Here is a 19,854-nt window from a genome sequence, read left to right on the forward strand (position 1 = left end):
CAATAATGCCAGATGACAGAGTTGTTGCATCTTTAAGGCTATGCGTGAAGGATGTTCTGCTATTGCCCTGAGTTCAGTCAGTTATTTCCGCTTTCCTTGATAAATCCTCTCTTTTTCTATGTCATTTTTCTCTAATCACATGACATTTATATTTCAAAATAATCTATAAACATCAGAAGAAAGTGGTTGTTATTAAATATTATTCCTGACTTCCAGGTCTCGTGTACGCCGCGAAAAACAAGCAACGAAGACATATTTGCAAGATTAAGACCATCTCATGCTACACATCTGCGCAACTGGTTGAGCATAAGATAAAACCCAAAAGGTGACACTGTCACCCACATTGAACTTTTTGTGAGCTTGTTTTTTACGCGAGCAGTACCTTTGATTGGTATATTACCTTCGCACTAACGCCCCGACATGACATCAATACTCCCTCAATATCCACTCAATCCGCCCTCAACACGCCTTAGCAGAGCGTTGAGAAATGACCTCGGGAGACCAGATGCCTTATTGCTCTCCATACAACGCCGCCAGTTCGAGAACCACGATTGAAACGCTCACCCTGCCATGAATTGTGCAAAAAACAGCCGATAGATTGTCACTTACCACACAAGGACTCTATTTCAATCTAAAAAAGCCCTTTTTAGCCGTATTTTTTTGAAGACAATCCCATTTTTATCCATTAGTATGAATCCGCAAATTTCGTGTTCCTATGAAGACAGCAGGAGAGTGGCAAGCACTAAACGTGTAAGCCCGCCGAAGAAGTAAGCAACTATGCCGTTTGTCGTCCCGATGAACTCTGGTTGTAAATCTTTCAGGCACCTTACTGATCGCCCTGAGCGAGTAGCAAGGTATGGACTGTTGTTGGAGGAGCCTCTGGAGAGATCCGTTAAATCGGACGCCGAAGGAGCAAACCTGATGCAAACACTGCTGAAGGTGAAACTCTCAGGCAAAAGGACAGAGGAGATAAGATCAGCAGCACAGAGTCGATTTTTCGCATTGTTCTGTCACCTTACCGAAGGGAAAAACTGTTGTTCTTTATCTCTTCCTTTGATGTTTAAAGGTAAAGAGAATGAATCCGCTTTATAACTTCCTACAATCTATTGATAACTTTATTTGGGGACCTCCCCTGCTTTTGTTGCTGGTGGGTACCGGTTTGTATTTAACAATCCGTTTAGGCCTGATCCAGATTCGCCACCTTCCTCTTGCGCTACGCTACCTGTTTAAAGGCGATAAAAACAGCAAAGCAGCGGGTGATGTATCCAGTTTTGCCGCCTTGTGTACTGCCCTTTCCGCCACGATTGGTACGGGGAACATCGTCGGTGTTGCCACTGCCATTAAATTGGGTGGACCGGGTGCACTCTTTTGGATGTGGCTGGCCGCTCTGTTTGGTATGGCAACCAAGTACGCTGAGTGTCTGCTGGCCGTGAAATACCGCGAGACTGATGCCAATGACCAGATGATTGGCGGTCCGATGTACTACCTAGAAAAAGGTGCCGGACAAAAATGGCTGGCGAAGCTGTTTGCGCTATTCGCGCTGGGCGTGGCCTGTTTCGGTATTGGTACTTTCCCGCAGGCGAATGCCATTGTGGATGCGGCTGAGCTGTCGTTTGCAGTGCCCAAAGAAATTACCGTTGTTGTGCTGACACTGTTGGTCGCGACCGTAACGTTAGGCGGTGTGAAATCCATTGCCAGCGTGGCCAGCAAAGTTGTGCCATTTATGGCCATCTTCTATATCGTTGCCTGTCTGATTGTACTGGTGTCGCAATACAGCGCCCTGCCGGATGCAATTGCTCTGGTTATCAGTTCCGCCTTTACCGGCCATGCTGCAACCGGTGGTTTTGTCGGTGCCGGTATCATGCTGGCGATTCAGTCTGGTATTGCCCGCGGTGTCTTTTCCAATGAATCAGGTTTGGGCAGTGCTCCAATGGCCGCTGCCGCAGCTAAAACTGATTCGTGTGTTAAGCAGGGCCTGATCTCAATGACAGGTACCTTCTTTGACACCATCATCATTTGTACCATGACCGGTTTGACACTGGTGGTGACTAATGCCTGGCAGAGCGATTATGCGGGTGCGGCGATGACCAGCTATGCGTTCGCGAGTGGGATGAACTCCAGCTTCATTGGCCCGATGATGGTCACTGTGGGGCTGATGTTCTTTGCCTTCACCACCATCCTGGGCTGGAACTACTACGGCGAACGCTGCGTGACTTACCTGTTTGGGGTAAAAGCCATTCTGCCGTACAAAATGTTCTTCCTGATTCTGATTGCTTCCGGCGCTTTCCTGAAACTGGATGTGATTTGGCTGATCGCCGATATCGTGAACGGACTGATGGCCATTCCGAACCTGATTGGCCTGCTGTTACTGCGTGACGTGATCATCAGCGAAACCCGTCAGTTCTTTCAGCAGTTATCGGCTACAAGCACAGAATCCGACGCTGAGCTGCAAACAGTGTAATTCCCAAGGGAGCACTGAAGACATTCGTTAGTTACATGTCTCTCTTTATGGCATGCACCAAAACGGCACCCAAAGGTGCCGTTTTTTATTTGGGGCATTGTTTAACCCGCGTCTGACCTGCTCTCACAGCACGCAAGCAACCTCAGTCATCTGTAGCCTTTGCGATACTCGTTCCGGCAGTACAGTCACTTGTCACTTAGTCGAGATAACGGGTTAATTGCTGATACAGGTCAAAACTGCTGTCTTCAAGCCAGCAGTCAGTGATCAGTCCACCACGTTTTTTGAAGTACACCATCCCGGTCATCACAACTTGCTGTTTTTTCGCCGGAATGCGCACCCAGCCACCGCTGTAGGTCGCATTGCAGGAATACAATACCACCGTTTTGTCCCCCTCCTGAATCACATCACGGATCACGAAATCGACATCACGGAAGCGCTGGCACCAGATAGCAACAAAGTTCAGATATTCCGAGTGGCTTAATGTGTAAGACTTACCGCCTGGAAGATGAAAGTGAAACGGCTCAGCCGCCAATTGCTGCAACCATTCCCCGTCTGCATTTGCCCAAACGTCATGAAACCAATGAAGTATCCATTTTCTATCCTCATCCATGTGATACTACTCCACACTGTTTTGGGGCCCTTATAATGGATTAGCATAGTTTTGTGGTACTTTGCCACCTAGTCCCGCATATTTTTGTCATGATGACGGACATTTCAGAGACAATTTCAACCAATAGGCTCAGTCATCGAACTAAATAGATAATCGCTCTTGATGAACTGCCAGCCAGCGTCTCGCCCGATTATCGTCCGTCGTTTTGGCCAGCTGCCGAGCACGTTGTTTCCACTCCGCACGCTCCTTTTCAGGCAGACGGGTAAAGACCACCCCGCTCAAATCCAGCGCAGTTTCTATCGCTACCAGATCGTACCCATGTTGCCGAGCTTCTTGCCAAGCTTTCTCAAGTAACCAGGCAGCTGCCTGAGTATCTTTTTGATAGGTCATCAACCGTGCTTTCTCACGCCAGTAATACACCTTCGCTCTTGGCTGTGCATGTTCCAGATACTGGCTTGCCTGATCCAGATAGAAGTTTGCTTCATCAAACTGCTGGCGTATAACAAAAGTCCGGGCGATTTGACTGAGTAATTCGCTGAAAAAGGTTTTGTCAGCACTGGCCGCTGCCATATTGAGCATGGCAAAAAAGGCGGATGCCGTCAGCGCTGGCTCATCTTCGTCCCAAAGTGCCATATAATCCGGAAAATTGAGGTCAGCATAACGGTGACAATACGGCAGTTGCTCCTCCGCCGCTTTAACGCTAATGCTGAAGATAAAACCCGTCGAGAACAGAAGTGTAATAACGAAAGAGTGAAAGGGACGCCAAGCTTGCATGTAAACCCCACGAAACGATAGAAACGCTACTATAAAACGATTTGTTTCGTGGGGGACTTTCAACATCCAGCCTGGTCTTTATTCTGGAAGGATCTTCACATCGTGGGTGAATCCAAAATCATGTCACGGTTACAGACCGTGGTCGTAAAGCGTGATGCACTAAGCGCACTGCAGTGACAGTTGCGAATAAACGGCCTGATAGTGAGCAAGATTAGGAATGTGGTTGCGACTGTAAGTCCCTCCACCAACTTCTACAAAGTCATAGCCCAGCTCCTGAGAGGCATGCCGGCTTTGAGTTCCTTGCCCAAACACTACGCGACGGCTGAATACCTGCCCGGAGTCCTGTTTGGAACGAAAAGCGGCCAATGCCATGATCTCTGTTCGGTTGAGCGCATCTGACGATGAAGCCATTGTCATGTTAGCGATATCCAGCCCGGCAGCACGAAGCTTCAGACGCGCCACTGATTCCCACGCGCCGGTTGCAATCGCAACATAAGTATCTTTGCGCTCACGAATGTTCGTCAAAAAATCCTGAGCACCCGGACTCACCACCAATGCCTGAGGCTTATCGCCCATTGCCGCATTCAGCCGGGCGAGATAACAACTTTCAACTTTACGATGAACCAGTGTCCGGCTCTCTCTGATTTGATATTTCATCATCAATTCATCAAGCCGACCGGCATCCGTCAGGCTTTTGTAATGCGCCAACTCATCATCTGATTCAAATTCAGGCCGGAACCCCAGAACATCTTCCACAGCCTTCGAGTAACAATCCAGATCGACACTATCGGATTTCACCAATGCACCATCAATATCAATCAAAAACAAGTTCATTACTCATACACCTTTTATTCTGAAACGACCCGTGTCGCTCACCCTGCGTGAGCCAATTCTGATCGCGACAAGATCATGCACTTGTAAACAAAATGTTTCAAGCAATAAATTGATAGTTTGTGTAAATCTTTCCGCCTATCAATCTATTTATTATCAGTGACTTATATTTAACCCCATGATCGAGATCATGGACTGAACGGTCTTTATACAGTCGTCAACCGTTCTTTATTAACCCTAATCTAGCGTGAAAATGTATCAAAATTGTTAAATTCACATTCATTTTTCTTGACTGTTAACACGCCCGCTTTGACAAAACTCGTCTAGGATGAGAACGACCAATAATAAAAAGTAATGTCGTTTAAAAGATCGTCGTTTTAAAGCACGTCGTGATACAAACAAAGGAAGCAATCATGAATAGAACATCAAGCCGTCGCGGCTTTCTAAAACTCAGTCTTGGCAGCCTGATAGGGATCACTATTGGTAATCAGCTGCTGGTAAAACCTGCTCGTGCAGAAGACCTCCCGCACCTGACCTCCGATGACCCTCAGGCAAAGGCATTAAAATATGTCGAGCAAGCACCTGACAGTGAAAAACACTGCGGTAACTGTGCTCTGCTGCAAGGTAACGAGGGAGATGAATGGCGGCCTTGTGCCCTGTTCCCGGGTAAAGCCGTTAATGTGAATGGCTGGTGTTCAGCCTGGGCCAAAAAGCCGTAAATGAGCCCGTTTCCCGAAATCAACAAGCCTGGTGAAAACCAGGCTTGTCTTTATCTCACGGCGATGAGTGTTGTCCCTGCCCGGCTTGTTAAATTACCGGACAATAGCAACTGCTTACCTCATCGAAAGCAGTGTTCTGCCCAGCGGGCAAGACCCGCCGTAACCGAACCAAAGTAACTGCCACTGACAACCGGCGTTCCCGGCAACAACTGTTCGATACATTGGCGCAAAACCGGCGAACGGGCGGTTCCTCCCGTCATGTATACCACATCAGGCGTTACACCACTTTGCACCATTGCCTCTTCCACCAGCTTGCTGATGTGGGCTTTCGGCGCTTCAATCGCGCTTGCCAGTTCATGCTGAGAAACATCCACATGAAGCTGATCAGACAGATACCCGAGATCAATACGATTCAGTGCCTGCTCTGATAATGCAATTTTGCATTCTTCAGCATTGCGCACCAACTGATAACCCAGGGTTTCATGATAAACCCGAATCAGTTTGGCCAGTTTCTCAGGTTCAGCAGCATCACGGCGCAGCTGATCAAGTGTCTTGAAGTTGGCGGATCCGTAAAAGTCTGACTGGGCAACTACATTGTTGATTGCAATCGGGTTCCAGAATTGGCTGACCGGCATGTCGATGCCTTTTTTGGTCTGACTCCCCATGCCCAGTAATGGCATAATCTGGCGAAATGCCAGATAAATATCCAGGTCGTTTCCACCAACCCTCAAGCCACTGTGAGCCAACAGGCTCGACTGACGTTCAGTTTTTCCCGCCCAGCTTGGTCCCATCTGGATCATCGAGCAATCCGTGGTTCCCCCGCCGATATCGACCACCAGCACCGTTTTATCTTCGTTTAGCGTGCTTTCATATTCCAGTCCTGCCGCTACCGGCTCAAACTGGAAAGCAATGTGTTTAAATCCGGCACGCTCAGCCGCCCGACGCAAAATAGTTTCAGCCTGCTGGTTGGCTTTCTCGCCACCGTTTCCCTGAAAGTTAATCGGACGGCCGATCATGGTGCTGTCGATACTGGCCGACAAACTCCGCTCTGCCTGCGATTTGATGTTAGCCATCATGGCACAGACCAGATCTTCAAAAAAACTGATCTGAACATCATGCAGACCATTCGCGCCGAGGAATGATTTGGGCGACTTTACGTAATACACTTCTTCCGGATCCGCGAGATAGAGATCCAACGCCGCCTGTCCGAACAGCAAGTCGCCTTTCTCAACCTCAATGTCCTCATCGCGGTTCATGTTGATCGCGCGACGCAACACCTGCTCACCAATCGAATCAGCCGGGCTGATACCCATGAAGCGGTAGAGGTACTCGCTCACCGCTTCCCGAGTAGGCGCACACAACGTCGAAGGGATAAAAGTGTTCTCGCCTTCTAACGGCAGCAGCGTCGGCTGACCGTTTTCCATAACAGCCACTGAACAGTTTGCCGTTCCGTAATCAAAACCGATAAACATCGTATCCTCCGCGCTGATAAAAGCGGGCGATCATACTGCATCTGTCGGAAACTGCAAACAGGATGCTAATCTGACCGTAAATTCACAATAATATTGATATATTTTCGCGTTTTACCGCTTAATATCGGCCATAATTACATTTTCTTTCTGATTAATGGAAAACTATGAAAAAGCACCTTACTCTCATTGGTTTTATGACCGCCCTATGCATCTCGGTGGTTGGTTGCAGTGAGCAGAACATTCCGCAGGAAGGCGTGAAATACACCGTTGTCAAAACCCCAACACCCGATGCCGCCAGCGTGGTTGAAGTGTTTTCCCTGGGTTGCGGTCACTGCCGAAACATGGAGAAAATGCTACCGGACATTCAGAAACTGGCTGGCGTTAATATTGAACAAGTTCATGTCACGTTCAACCAGGGGGCACAAGTTGCTGCCTACATGTATTACACAGCGTTCATCCAGACTGACGGTAAGCCGAGCCCTGAACTGAAAGAAGATCTGTTCCGTTTTATTCAGGAAGACAGCACCGCGTTGAGTGAAGATGAACGCCAGACTGCGTTAAATGCCATTTTCGATAAATACAAGCTGCAAAGCCCGTTTCAGCTTTCAGAGTCTCAGCGTGAAGAAGTCTATCAGCACCTGACTCAGGCCAACCAACTGGAAGCCAACGCCGGCATTACCTCGGTGCCAACATTCCTGGTGAAAGGGAAATATCTGGTGCAAAACAGCGAGCATGAAAGCCTGGAAGATCTGGCGAATACCATTCGCTACCTGTCTGAAAAACAGTAACTCCCGTCAGAGTTACTCCGGGTCAGGTTCATTTCAGATAGTTTTCTGATCTCACCGAAACAGATAACCAGCGGTCCCATTACGGCCCAGTGACTTTCATATCTCTGGGCCGATATTCCTTCCCTGCTGTTACTCTTCTCGACTGATGTTGCTCTTCTCACTGCTGCGTTTATCTATGCTTGTTTTCGGTTATTTCACCTTTATCTGCCCCTTATCCTTCAAGCCTCAATACTCGGGGGGACATTCTGCCTGCGGCATTCATTCAGAGACATACCGGGGTGTACACAAACGGCCTAACAGCAAACACATCAAGCACACCTGTTCAGTCCCGTTCTGACCTATACTCTCAACGACTTGTGAACGGCTTGTGGCAATCTCTCTGCGATGCGCATTTTTCCATCTTATGTCGTTACAATACGTCACAATTTTTACGAGTTATATACAACGATTTAATCTAATAAATTCTGCTGTTTTAACGTTTAGTTACATTGCTTGATTATCACCCTGTCAAGACTTGAAGATCATCAGTGTAAGTGGTTTGATCTGCCGCTTGCCAAAATGGTCCACGCCGCGACACTGCTGCGTGAGTCCCATATTAAACCGATTGTTCATGCGGTTTGAGATGGGATGGCAAGACACTACGACAAACATTAAGGTGCATTCATAATGGCGAAAACCCCTACGGCTTCGACAGTCTCTCAGGCAATGGATATTGCATACCAATCGACGTCAATGGAGATTTGGGACAGCAAATATCGTTTGAAATCAAAGCATGGAGATGCGATCGATGTCACGCTGGACGACACATTCAAACGTGTCGCGCGTGCGTTAGCCGATCTTGAAGAAAACAAGGTCAAGGAACACTGGTACAACGAATTCCTGTGGGCGTTACGTAACGGTGCGATTCCGGCGGGTCGTATCACTTCTAATGCCGGTGCATTCGAGCACAAACCGGCAACGTCAACGATCAACTGCACCGTGTCCGGTACCATCGAAGACTCGATGGACGACATTCTGAACAAAGTACACGAAGCAGGTCTGACCCTGAAGGCCGGTTGTGGTATTGGCTACGACTTCTCTACCCTGCGTCCGCGCGGTGCTTTCGTCTCGGGTGCTGGTGCCTATACGTCCGGCCCGCTGTCTTTCATGGATATCTATGACAAGATGTGTTTCACCGTGTCTTCTGCTGGCGGTCGTCGTGGCGCCCAGATGGGCACCATGGATATTCGTCACCCGGACATCATCGACTTCATTCGCGCCAAACGTGAAGACGGTCGTCTGCGTCAGTTCAACTTGTCGCTGCTGATCACCGAAGACTTCATTCAGGCAGTCAAAAACGATCAGGACTGGCAGTTAATCTTCCCGGTCACCGCGAAAGAGGCCAAGCAGGATAAACTTGATCTGCACAACGACGAAAATATTGTCTGGGCGGACTGGCCGACCAAAGAAAACCTGGTTGAAGATGAAGAAGGCCGTGTCGCGTGCAAGGTTTACCGCACCATGCCTGCACGTAACCTGTGGAATGTCATCATGACCTCCACTTACGACTATGCCGAACCGGGCTTTATCCTGATCGACAAAGTGAACCAGATGAACAACAACTGGTTCTGCGAAGAAATTCGAGCTACTAATCCATGTGGTGAACAGCCGCTGCCACCTTACGGCGCCTGTCTGCTGGGCTCGGTGAACCTGACCAAGTTTGTCCGTGAACCTTTTACTGATAATGCGCATTTTGACTGGGATACTTATCGTCGTGTCGTGGCGATTTTTACCCGCATGCTGGACAACGTCGTTGAAATTAACCAGCTGCCGCTGGAAAAACAGCGTCACGAAATCAACCATAAGCGCCGCCACGGTATGGGTTTCCTGGGACTGGGCTCAACCCTGACCATGCTGAAACACAAATACGGCAGTGCTGCCTCTGTCGCCTTCACCGAACAGGTCGCGCAGGAAATGGCCCTGACCGGCTGGAAAGAAGCATTAAGCCTAGCGAAAGAGAAAGGCCCGGCACCGGTAATGGACGAAGAGTTCGAAGTCACCGCTAAGATGATGCGTCTGCGCCCTGAAATGGCGAAAGACGGCATTAACGTCGGTGATAAAGTCAAAGGTAAGGTACTGCACGCCAAATACAGCCGTTACATGCAGCAGGTCGCTGAAGTCGAGCCACAACTGGTCGAAGAACTGGCGAAAAACGGTGCGCGCTTTACCCATCACAGCTCAATTGCGCCAACCGGTACTATCTCGCTGTCTCTGGCAAACAACGCCAGTAACGGCATTGAGCCAAGCTTTGCGCATCACTACACCCGTAATGTCATCGTGCCGGGTAAGAAGTCGAAAGAAAGCGTGGATGTGTACAGCTTCGAACTGCTGGCTTACCGCCAGTTGATCAACAAAAAAGCCATGCCGTACACCACAGACGAAGAATTCCAATTACCAGACTACTTCATCACTGCTGATGACATTACCCCAAGCCAGCACGTTGAAGTGCAGGCAGCGGCACAGCGCTGGATTGACTCTTCGATTTCTAAAACAGCTAACGTCCCGACCGATTTCCCGTTCGAAGACTTTAAAGACATCTACATGGATGCCTACGATAAAGGTCTGAAAGGCTGTACAACGTTCCGTTTCAACCCGGAAGTCTTCCAGGGCGTTCTGGTTAAAGAGAAAGATCTGGAAAACACGACCTACGTGTTTACGCTGGAAGACGGCACCACCTTTGAAGCCAAAGGTAACGAGCAAATCGAATATGATGGCGAGATTCACAGCGCCGCAAACCTATACGATGCCCTGAAAGAAGGCTACTACGGTAAGTTTTAAGAGACAGGTTCAGAGAAAATGACCAGAAAAATTGACGGTAAAATCGTTGCCTTCAAAGTAAAGAGCCAGGAGCAGGAAGCGCCACAAGCCGCTGCCCCAGCTCAGCCTGCAGTAGAAGTTGAGCACATGCATGAAGACATGCAACGTCCTGAGAAGCTGTTGGGTACGACTTACAAACTGAAAACCCCGGAACACATTTCAGAGCACTCACTGTTTATCACGATCAATGACGTGGTTCTCAATGAAGGTACCGAGCACGAAGTTCGCCGCCCGTTCGAAGTGTTCATCAATTCCAAGAGCCTGGAGCACTTCCAGTGGATTGTGGCACTGACACGTATTATGTCAGCAGTGTTCCGTAAAGGTGGCGACTGTACTTTCCTGGTGGAAGAGCTGCGTTCAGTCTTCGACCCACGCGGTGGCTACTGGAACAAAGGAAAATACGTACCGTCTCTGATTGCTGAAATCGGCAATGTGATTGAGCAGCACCTGACAGAAATCGGCATGCTGGGCAAACCAGAAGTCGACGAGCACCAGCAGGCGTTTCTGGAAGCCAAAAAAGCAGAACTGGAAGGCAAAACAGAAGAAGCGGAGGAAAGTGGTAATTTTCCGCCAAGCGCAACCCTGTGTTACAAATGCCATAACAAGTCAGTCATCGTCAAAGACGGTTGCCAGACCTGCCTGAACTGTGGTGATTCCAAGTGCGGCTGAGTTAAACCAGACCACCAAACGTAATAATAAAAAGCTGCCTTTGGGCAGCTTTTTATTTAGGTAATGCCATTTTGGAAAATATTATTGCTCAAAAACAGTTCCGACATGCGTCTGATAAGCTAACACGTGAAAATATATCTTTTCATCCATAAGGTTTACTGGCTTGATAGTTGTGTCCTTACCAAACGTGTTAAATTCGACAACGCACTTGCTATAACTCTCCTTGAGTTCTGAAATACGCTTTCCAAATAACGTCAACGCTGGAATCTCAAAGGGTGCGGTCAACTCTTGGTAATAACTGGTAGCTGGGAAAAAGAGCTCGCTATTGCCATCTGCAGCCGTACAAGTCATATATCTCACGTCGATGTCATAAACAAAGTCGCTATTATTGTTCCAATGAATGGAAAGGTTGTCCGTCGTTTGATCAGAGGAAACCCATACCCCATCAACAAGCTTAGGCAGCCTGTCAACAATCCCCTGCGCAACAACCGTATCATTTCGCCACCAATAAACCTCATAGCTGCTGGCATCGTTAGGTAATTCGTCATATGTATCGGCAGTCGCTGGGCTATGATGAACTGTTGGCTTATAAACCTGCCCCTGTGCATGGATTTCCAATTTATCGGGGGCGTGTAAATAAACCTCAACGCCATTCATATGAGCAAAATCTGACTTAGCTGTTAATTTATATTGTTCACCCACTTCCAACCAAACGTTTAACGTAAGGTCATCTAAGTTATGTGCGCATGACATCTCTGGCATATTTCCACACCGCTCTTGAACCACAGTCGTGGGTGTATCGTTATTGGAGCCGCCGCCACCTCCACCGCATGCAGTCAATACAACCAATGACAATAGCGAAATCAAAGACTTCTTCATTCCAGTAATTCCATTTAACCCTATGAAAATATGGGGCTAATTATACTTACTGCTATTTACATCAGCTGAGTTATTAATATGAAGTGACTCGCATTACTGACACTAACAAACTTACCAGCAATGATGATAAGCGTGAGTCACCTTCTCAGAACCAACTGTTAAGAGCTAACAGCAGTATGGAAATGATTCCGGCTCTGGCCATCGACAGCCTGCGCAACTTGATAAGCGAGTTCGACTCCCTCCCGCCAGGGCATAATAAACAAAAACAACCGCAACAATTACAAAGTAATAACAACTTGTTTTCATACGGAGGAAATAACCGCTCAAGTGCACAGTTTTCCCCTTTGCCCCTTAACACCTGATTTTCACAGGGGTATTTTGGTTTTCAGACAACAGGTTAAGCCCGATACAGATATACTGCATTGATAACGTTCTCACACTTTGCGTTCTCAATGTTGTATGACGAATGTTTTGGCTCCACCAGCCGTAGACACAACTCCCTAGCCACTCCTCCCGTTAGCGGAACGGGATCAGTTCTTACCGAGTTTTACCGCCTACCCCTGGCGCTCCAAGCTACTCCTCTCGGGTACAACCCACCGCAACAGGACGAGCGTATTTCGCAAGGGATAATTTAGCCAAACGACAACACCCACACTGCCGTGAGCAACTGGCCTGAACATTATCAGATAAGGTGCATCCAGAGTATGCACCCGCCCTTCCTCTGTCCTGTTATTGGTGAAAAAGGATTTTCATAAATCAGGAGGCTCTTTTATGAGTGACATTGCACTTTCAATCAGCATTCTTGCGCTGGTGGCAGTGCTGGGGCTATGGTTCGGAAACCTGCGCATCTGCGGGGTCGGACTGGGGATCGGCGGAGTGCTGTTTGGTGGCATTCTGGTTGGGCACTTCACCGATACCTGGGACATAGCACTGGACACCCACACCCTGCACTTCATCCAGGAATTTGGCTTAATCCTGTTTGTCTATACCATCGGGATACAAGTAGGACCCGGCTTTTTTTCTTCGTTACGCAGCTCCGGCCTGAAGCTCAACGCTTTTGCAGCCTTGATTGTGCTGCTCGGGTGCTTGGTCACCATTGCCTTGTATCTTATTTTTGATGTCCCATTGCCGGTAATACTCGGCGTGTTCTCCGGTGCTGTCACCAATACCCCGTCACTGGGGGCTGGACAGCAGATTCTGACAGAACTGGGGGCGCAGGAAAGCATGCTGGATATGACAGGGATGGGCTATGCCGTCGCCTACCCGTTCGGGATCTGCGGAATCCTGCTGACCATGTGGGTGCTGCGGTTGATCTTCAGAGTCAACATAGACCAGGAAGCAGATCAGTTCGAAGAAACAAACGGCCACAAGAAATCCAGCCTGCATACTCTGAACATTGCGGTCAAAAACCCAAACCTGAACGGTTTGATGCTTCAGGAGGTTCCGGCATTAACTGAAGGTGATATTGTCTGCTCACGGCTGAAACGTGATGAATCCCTCCACATTCCAAAGCCCGATACGCGCATAGCGGTCAACGATCTGCTCCATCTGGTCGGGGAAAAACAAGCGCTCGAAAAAGCCCGCCTTGTCATCGGCGAAGAAGTGGATACCTCGTTGTCTACACGGGGAACCGAACTTCGTGTCCAGCGTCTGGTTGTGACAAATGAGATTGTGTTAGGTAAAAAAATCCGCGACTTGGATTTGAAAGAGAAATACGACGTGGTCGTATCCCGGTTAAACCGTGCCGGGGTCGAACTGGTGCCAACCAGCCAATCGACTTTGCAATTTGGTGACATTCTGAATCTGGTTGGCCGCCAGGAAGCGATTGAAGCAGTTAGCGGTATTGTCGGGAATGCCCACCAGAAGCTCCAACAGGTTCAAATGCTACCCGTGTTTGTTGGCATAGGCCTTGGCGTGTTACTGGGTTCTATTCCCTTCTATCTGCCAGGTTTTCCAGCAGCAATCAAACTTGGGTTGGCAGGTGGTCCGCTCATTGTGGCCCTGATTCTGGCTCGAGTTGGCAGCATCGGTAAGCTCTACTGGTTCATGCCACCAAGTGCCAACCTGGCACTACGTGAAATCGGAATCGTGCTGTTTCTGGCTGTAGTCGGGCTGAAATCCGGCGGCGGATTTATCGACACGCTCATTAATGGCGATGGTCTGAGTTGGATGGGCTACGGCATACTCATCACCTTTTTGCCGCTAATGGCTGTCGGGGTGATTGCCAGAATGTTTGGCGGACTGAACTACCTGACAATTTGCGGCATGCTTGCGGGCTCGATGACGGATCCACCGGCACTGGCTTTTGCAAACAGCCTGCACAGCAGCAGTGGTGCCTCGGCGCTCTCCTATGCCACCGTTTATCCTCTTGTAATGTGTTTGCGTATCCTCTCTCCGCAACTCCTTGCCCTGCTACTTTGGGCACTTTGAAATGTTGCCAGGCCACTTCTCCGGCCTGGCCTTTTTTAACGGCTAACGGCTTAAACTTTACTCTGTCTTGATGCTTTCACGTTACGTGCCTGCCAGTGAAATTGGCCGCAGCCCGTTACCGGCCACCAGCAAGGTCAATAAACGTGCCCGTAACGTAAGACGCTTCATCGGATAACAGCCAGGCAATCGCTTCAGCCACCTCCTCCGGAGTACCTCCACGTTTCATCGGGATCATCGGACTCAGGCGTTCCACTCGTCCCGGTTCCCCGCCATCAGCATGCATCTCCGTATAAATACATCCTGGACGCACACTGTTAACCCGTATTCCCTCACTGGCCACTTCCAGCGACAATCCTTTGGTGAGAGCATCCATCGCCCCTTTCGACGCGGCGTAATCTATGTACTCAAACGGCGCACCTAATCTTGACGCCGCAGAGGACACATTCACGATCGAGCCACTGACCAATAGCCCTTTTTGCATCCGTTTAACGGCTTCACGACAACAAAGAAAACAACTGGTTACGTTCGTTGTCATTACCTGATTGAATCGTTCAACATCGATATCGACTAATCGAGATTGAGTGAATAAAATACCGGCATTGTTGACCAAATGAGTCACCGGCCCCAGCGCCCGCTCTGACTCATCAAACAGGCGAATCACATCCTGCTCATTGGCAACATTGGCCTGCACCGCTATCGCCTTACCACCGGCCTTAGCAATTTCTTCCAAGACATCATTTGCATGTTCAGCTTTATCACGATAGTTAACACAAACTGAATAACCTTTTCGCGCCAGTAATTTTGCTGTTGCCGCCCCAATTCCTCGACTGCTGCCAGTAATAATGACTACTTTCTCGCTCATAAATCGTCCTTGTTTTCGATGATAAAAAGGGAATACAAAAGTCTGTAAGCAGAATAACATCTATTTAATAAGATCTTATATTTTTCAATGATTTATAAGCAGTTTTACATTTTCACATCCCGACCATTAACCATGCACAGGTTTCTCTCGGGTCGACAAACCATTGTCATGCAAACATTGAGTGACTTGTGTCATTAACTCACTTGCTTTGTTGATATAGCCCGCTGACGCCTTCGAACCAAATTGTGATTCATATCGCCCGACGGAAATCGCCATACCCATGTACTCAGACACTAACTGGATATTTTCATCGTATCGACAGTGGTTTTTAACGGCGATGACCTGCTCTGGTGAGGCAGGTTCTCCGGTGTTTAACATATATTCATATTCTTTTTTACTCTCTGTGGCGCACCCAGTCAGCAGAATCATGGTTACAGCCAATATCAAACGCATTTGTACTTTCCTGTTCTGTATTCAGATATTCTCAATCGCGATTGATGATCAAAAATAAAGGCATATGATAATGCTCATATGCCTTTTAACGTCATCTGAAAATTGCGAACTATTTCTAACGCTTAGTTTGTTTGAATCAAACCAGAAAACGCAGGATTATTCACTGCAGTCTTGATGAGATCCTGTACTGCCGGCGTCAGGGCATCCGCTGTGGCATTACAAGCAGTAATGGCATCAAAACCACTTTTGAACGTATATTTATTGCTCACAGACATCGAGTTACCGTTTGACGAATTTAATACCACTCCAATATCCCAATACCCATTTGTCAGACCAGATGTTGATGAAAATTCAATATTGGTGATTTCACCCGTTATTTGGGTGCCATCAGTTGAATAAATATTTGCCATCTTGAATTCATCATTGATTGCTTTGGTGATAAATGCTGGAATGGTTAAACCATCAGCAGGCTCAATAGGCCCCATCAGGCGGCAGTTCGCGCTAAAATTCGACGTTTGTGTAAGCTCTGTAACACGAGCTTTAGCACCATCAAAAGTTTTAAGTTTTTGAATATTATCAACAGACGTTGAGTAACGTGGAGGCTGCATTGTAGAACACGCCGTCAGCGCCAAAGTGCAGACAGTTACAACAGCCATTTTTTTCATCGACATTTCTTTATCCTATATGAGTTTTAACTATTTTATATCAGTATCAGCTAATTAATTTATTGCTCATCCAATACCAGAAAGCATTATTTTTAAGTTATTAGCCTGAATTATGAGGAGGTATTAAATCGCTATAGAAACAACATTGAAAGCATAAAATTGAGTCACAAGCCACTAAATGACTGTCTTATGAGCTTATTCACATTTTCAAAATTTGGCCAATTCGATGTTAAGATCTAATTTTTAAATTATGAATCTAACTCATTCAATTTATTACATTAAGGCATCACTTTAAACAATAAATTCTTATAGGGAATTAGTCGAACACAATGTTTGCAATGCTTATGATGAATATTATTAATACACTGCTTTATCCATTTTTCATCATTAAAATCTGCGATACTCCAACCACACCTCAGACCAAGTAATGAAAACTTACATATAACAGGTACTCTTAGACGAAGACGAAGACGAAGACGAAGACGAAGACGAAGACGAAGACGATAGTAAGTTAGACTATAGCCCCTAATAATGCGCTTCAAAATTAGCAGTCTGAGATTTACTTCCTATCTCCGAAACCACCTCGATATGCCACATAAATCATACATAAGAGCAAAAATTAGCCACTTAATAAAACAATGGTCAAAATTTTATTGCACACTATTTTATTTATGATTACTATCCTGCCAACAACATCAACGGTGAAATGCAAACATCAATTAAACACCGTTCACTATTGAATGAATATAGAAAAATAAGGTAAAAAAATGAAAAAGGTTATGCTTCTTCCGCTTGCTGCACTTCTGACAACCACTTTTGCCGCTCAGGCTGACAATGGTAACCTGACCCAGAACTTCAACTACATTTCTGGTGGTCTGTCTCACAGTGAGTTAAACGAAGATATCCATACTTCTGTAAATTTCAACGATTCTACAGACAGCATGACAGGTCTTTATCTACGTGGTAGCTGGAACTTTACGGGTAATGTGTTTGTTGAAACGCGTGGTGAAGCTCTGGTAAAAGATGACCTGACCGTTTCTCAGGGCCTGCTGGGTCTAGGTTACTACTTCCCGATTAACAATGATCTGACTGTGTACGGTCTGGCTGGTCTGTCAACAATCACTGTTGATTACGACGTGAACTATTTTGGCCACTCAGTTAATGTCAGCAACGATGACAGCGGCTTTACAGGTGAAGTGGGTGCACGTTACCAGGTAATGAATAACTGGACAGTAGAGCCTGCAGTACGCTTTGCCAACTATGATGAATCAATGACTGAACTGCGTCTGGGTAACAACTTCAAAGTATCTGAGCACATGAGCCTGGAAGCCAACCTGGCTCACCGCGACTTTAACGTGTTGAAAGAAACGAACTTCCAACTGGGTGCACGCTACAGCTTCTGATCACGTCGGTAAGACAATCAAAAAAGCAACAACATGTACTTAGCAACAGCCCGGGTAACTCCCGGGCTGTTTTTCTTTCTGCTAGTCTGAGTTTACACAAAACATCAGAAGCGAAAATAGAGAATGAAGAACGCTAAAAAGCTGACTGTTATTTACTCTCTGTCTGATAAGCTGCCAGTAACCTTTCGAACTCGTCGATCTGTTTCGCCACCATATCCACACTCTGCTGCCAGAATTCTGGCTGGCGAATGTCCATGCCCAAGTGTTTTTCAACTACCTCTTCAGCCATCATAGAGCCGGTATCACGCAGTAAGGCTTTGTAGTCTTCATAGAAATGTTCACCTTTCGCAGCACGTTGCGCATAAACACCTTTACTGAACAAATAGCCGAACAGGTATGGGTAATTGTAGAAACTGATGTCAGCGATACTGAAATGGAGTTTGCTGGCCCAGAACATCTCACTGGTTTCGTCCATTGCATCGCCATACCAGTCACGCCAGGTCTCAGACATTAACGCCTTGAGCTGATCCGGAGTGAACTCCCCTGCCGAACGCTGATCATAAAACGCTTTTTCGAATTCGTAACGCACCGGGATATTAATAAGCAGGGCCAGTGCCGACTGGGCTTCTTCCCATAGCATCAACAGCTTGTCCTGATCGCTCTGGGCTTTCTCCATTAATGCATCGCGAACCACGTTTTCAGCAAAGATCGATGCGGTTTCAGCCAGCGTCATTGGATATTGCGTTTTTTGCAACGGCATATCACGCATCACCCAGTTATGGAAAGCATGGCCAAGTTCATGTGCCAGTGTCAGCACATCGGACATACTTCCACCCCAGGTCATAAACACCAGCGGCGTACGGGTATCGGCAAGTTTGGTACAGTATGCCCCCAAGCGCTTGTTTGGCTGAGGTGCGGCATCAATCAGCTTGTTTTCGACCATCATATCGACAAACTCGCCCATTTCCGGATTCACTCCAGCAAAGGCTTCACGAATAATGTCGATACCTTGCTCAAAACTGTATGTCTGACCGTCATTCGAGGCCGTAGTTTCTGTCGACGACTCTGCCGACAGCAATGCCGGCATAGAGGCAAGCTCATCCCAGGGCTTCAGTTTCTCAGTCCCAAACAGACGCGCCATCAGCAAACCGGCTTTCTGCCCGATTGGGCGGCTGTCTTTTGCTACATTCATCATAGAATCCAGTGTCTGTTTCTGGATGCAGCTAAGATGCAAGCTTGGATCAAGAAAATGTACCTGCTCGGTATGACTGCGTTTGTCATACTCGGTCAGACGCGCACCGGCCAGGGCATTCAGAATCGCCGCAAAACTTTCCTGATGAACCGTCATCGCTTCTGAAATCGCGCGCCAGGCTGGTTCACGACGCAGGCTGTCTCCGCCATACAAAAGGCTGGCCGCCTGTGACAGCCCCATGGTTTCTTTTTTGCCATGAGGCAAAGTCAGGGTAACCGACAAACTGCCGGTGATGTTGTCATACAACCTTCCCCACGCTTCACGTCCGTCCTGATCCAGAGCTGTCATCAACTGCTCTTCTGCGATGGACAGCTGACGATTTTTCAGCATACGGGCACATTCCAGTCTGAAACGCCATTCCTCGATGCCATAGGTTGTCATCAGCAGGTTGAAGTCACTGTCTTCAAGATTAACGATTGCCTGGTTATACGGTGTGATGGCCTGCTCTAGTTGTGACAGCAGCTTGTTGACCTTACCCATCACTTTCTTAGCAGCAACATCAGATGCATCCACAGAGAGCAGGCAGTTCACATATGTAGACAAGGTATGAATTCGCAGCTTGACACTGGCCAGCAGTTTTAGGGCACCAGCCAGCCCTTCCGGCGTCCCGGTTTCAAATTTTACCAGTTCAGGCAATTTTTCTTCCGCGAAGGCCAGATCCTGTTGGATCTTCGGATCATCCAGATCACGATAAGCAATAGAAAGATCCCAGCTCGGTATTGTCATTTTT

Annotated in this window: 16 protein-coding genes and 2 riboswitches; of the genes, 7 read left to right on the forward strand and 9 right to left on the reverse strand. The window is 47.6% G+C overall.

Annotation, left to right across the window (positions count from 1 at the left end):
• The first annotated feature begins 715 nt into the window (after nucleotides 1-715).
• A riboswitch (glycine riboswitch) is annotated at nucleotides 716-842 on the forward strand.
• A gap of 27 nt (nucleotides 843-869) precedes the next feature.
• Nucleotides 870-974: riboswitch (glycine riboswitch) on the forward strand.
• Nucleotides 975-1,075: 101 nt separating this feature from the next.
• Nucleotides 1,076-2,461, forward strand: a complete 1,386-nt coding sequence (locus PGW97_RS09020; protein WP_273857131.1) for an alanine/glycine:cation symporter family protein — start codon at nucleotides 1,076-1,078, stop codon at nucleotides 2,459-2,461.
• 196 nt (nucleotides 2,462-2,657) lie between these two features.
• Here the strand turns inward: PGW97_RS09020 and PGW97_RS09025 are convergent, their stop codons facing one another.
• From PGW97_RS09025 to PGW97_RS09035, 3 genes are all read right to left on the reverse strand, one after another.
• Nucleotides 2,658-3,071, reverse strand: a complete 414-nt coding sequence (locus PGW97_RS09025) for an ester cyclase (protein ID WP_273857132.1) — start codon at nucleotides 3,069-3,071, stop codon at nucleotides 2,658-2,660.
• Nucleotides 3,072-3,212: 141 nt separating this feature from the next.
• Nucleotides 3,213-3,845, reverse strand: coding sequence for a hypothetical protein (locus tag PGW97_RS09030; RefSeq protein ID WP_273857133.1), 633 nt, complete (start codon nucleotides 3,843-3,845; stop codon nucleotides 3,213-3,215).
• Between the two features lie 159 nt (nucleotides 3,846-4,004).
• Nucleotides 4,005-4,679 carry an HAD family hydrolase gene (locus PGW97_RS09035; protein ID WP_047885348.1) on the reverse strand — a complete coding sequence of 225 codons (675 nt, stop codon included), beginning with the start codon at nucleotides 4,677-4,679 and terminating at the stop codon, nucleotides 4,005-4,007.
• Between the two features lie 410 nt (nucleotides 4,680-5,089).
• Between PGW97_RS09035 and PGW97_RS09040 the strand changes: the two genes are divergently transcribed.
• Nucleotides 5,090-5,395, forward strand: a complete 306-nt coding sequence (locus PGW97_RS09040; protein ID WP_047885347.1) for a high-potential iron-sulfur protein — start codon at nucleotides 5,090-5,092, stop codon at nucleotides 5,393-5,395.
• A 119-nt stretch (nucleotides 5,396-5,514) separates the two neighbouring features.
• Here the strand turns inward: PGW97_RS09040 and yegD are convergent, their stop codons facing one another.
• Complete coding sequence (yegD, locus tag PGW97_RS09045; protein WP_273857134.1) at nucleotides 5,515-6,867, reverse strand: molecular chaperone; 1,353 nt, start codon at nucleotides 6,865-6,867, stop codon at nucleotides 5,515-5,517.
• A gap of 164 nt (nucleotides 6,868-7,031) precedes the next feature.
• On the opposite strand from yegD, the gene PGW97_RS09050 reads away from it, so the two are divergent.
• From PGW97_RS09050 to PGW97_RS09060, 3 genes are all read left to right on the forward strand, one after another.
• Complete coding sequence (locus tag PGW97_RS09050; protein ID WP_273857135.1) at nucleotides 7,032-7,655, forward strand: thiol:disulfide interchange protein DsbA/DsbL; 624 nt, start codon at nucleotides 7,032-7,034, stop codon at nucleotides 7,653-7,655.
• Between the two features lie 666 nt (nucleotides 7,656-8,321).
• Complete coding sequence (locus tag PGW97_RS09055; protein WP_273857136.1) at nucleotides 8,322-10,472, forward strand: adenosylcobalamin-dependent ribonucleoside-diphosphate reductase; 2,151 nt, start codon at nucleotides 8,322-8,324, stop codon at nucleotides 10,470-10,472.
• Between the two features lie 18 nt (nucleotides 10,473-10,490).
• Entirely contained in the window at nucleotides 10,491-11,180 is a 690-nt protein-coding gene (locus PGW97_RS09060) for a TSCPD domain-containing protein (protein ID WP_273857137.1), read from the forward strand.
• A gap of 81 nt (nucleotides 11,181-11,261) precedes the next feature.
• On the opposite strand, the gene PGW97_RS09065 is transcribed toward PGW97_RS09060, so the two are convergent.
• Nucleotides 11,262-12,059, reverse strand: a complete 798-nt coding sequence (locus PGW97_RS09065; protein WP_273857138.1) for a hypothetical protein — start codon at nucleotides 12,057-12,059, stop codon at nucleotides 11,262-11,264.
• Nucleotides 12,060-12,830: 771 nt separating this feature from the next.
• Between PGW97_RS09065 and PGW97_RS09070 the strand changes: the two genes are divergently transcribed.
• A complete protein-coding gene (locus PGW97_RS09070; RefSeq protein ID WP_047885341.1) occupies nucleotides 12,831-14,489 on the forward strand; it encodes a putative transporter in 1,659 nt (552 codons plus the stop codon).
• A 115-nt stretch (nucleotides 14,490-14,604) separates the two neighbouring features.
• On the opposite strand, the gene PGW97_RS09075 is transcribed toward PGW97_RS09070, so the two are convergent.
• The 3 genes from PGW97_RS09075 to PGW97_RS09085 all read right to left on the reverse strand — a co-directional run bounded on the left by PGW97_RS09075 (nucleotide 14,605) and on the right by PGW97_RS09085 (nucleotide 16,469).
• Nucleotides 14,605-15,351 carry a glucose 1-dehydrogenase gene (locus PGW97_RS09075; protein ID WP_273857139.1) on the reverse strand — a complete coding sequence of 249 codons (747 nt, stop codon included), beginning with the start codon at nucleotides 15,349-15,351 and terminating at the stop codon, nucleotides 14,605-14,607.
• A 126-nt stretch (nucleotides 15,352-15,477) separates the two neighbouring features.
• Entirely contained in the window at nucleotides 15,478-15,804 is a 327-nt protein-coding gene (locus tag PGW97_RS09080) for a hypothetical protein (protein WP_217391430.1), read from the reverse strand.
• A 122-nt stretch (nucleotides 15,805-15,926) separates the two neighbouring features.
• Nucleotides 15,927-16,469 carry a hypothetical protein gene (locus tag PGW97_RS09085; protein ID WP_053061822.1) on the reverse strand — a complete coding sequence of 181 codons (543 nt, stop codon included), beginning with the start codon at nucleotides 16,467-16,469 and terminating at the stop codon, nucleotides 15,927-15,929.
• A gap of 767 nt (nucleotides 16,470-17,236) precedes the next feature.
• Here PGW97_RS09085 and PGW97_RS09090 point away from each other — a divergent pair.
• Nucleotides 17,237-17,872 carry an outer membrane beta-barrel protein gene (locus PGW97_RS09090; RefSeq protein ID WP_273857140.1) on the forward strand — a complete coding sequence of 212 codons (636 nt, stop codon included), beginning with the start codon at nucleotides 17,237-17,239 and terminating at the stop codon, nucleotides 17,870-17,872.
• A 148-nt stretch (nucleotides 17,873-18,020) separates the two neighbouring features.
• Here PGW97_RS09090 and PGW97_RS09095 read toward each other — a convergent pair whose 3' ends face one another.
• Nucleotides 18,021-19,850: a M3 family oligoendopeptidase gene (locus PGW97_RS09095; protein WP_273857141.1), complete on the reverse strand. Its 1,830-nt coding sequence runs from the start codon at nucleotides 19,848-19,850 to the stop codon at nucleotides 18,021-18,023.
• Between the last annotated feature and the right edge of the window lie 4 nt (nucleotides 19,851-19,854).

This window comes from Photobacterium sp. GSS17, from assembly GCF_028621875.1.
GTDB lineage: Bacteria > Pseudomonadota > Gammaproteobacteria > Enterobacterales > Vibrionaceae > Photobacterium > Photobacterium ganghwense.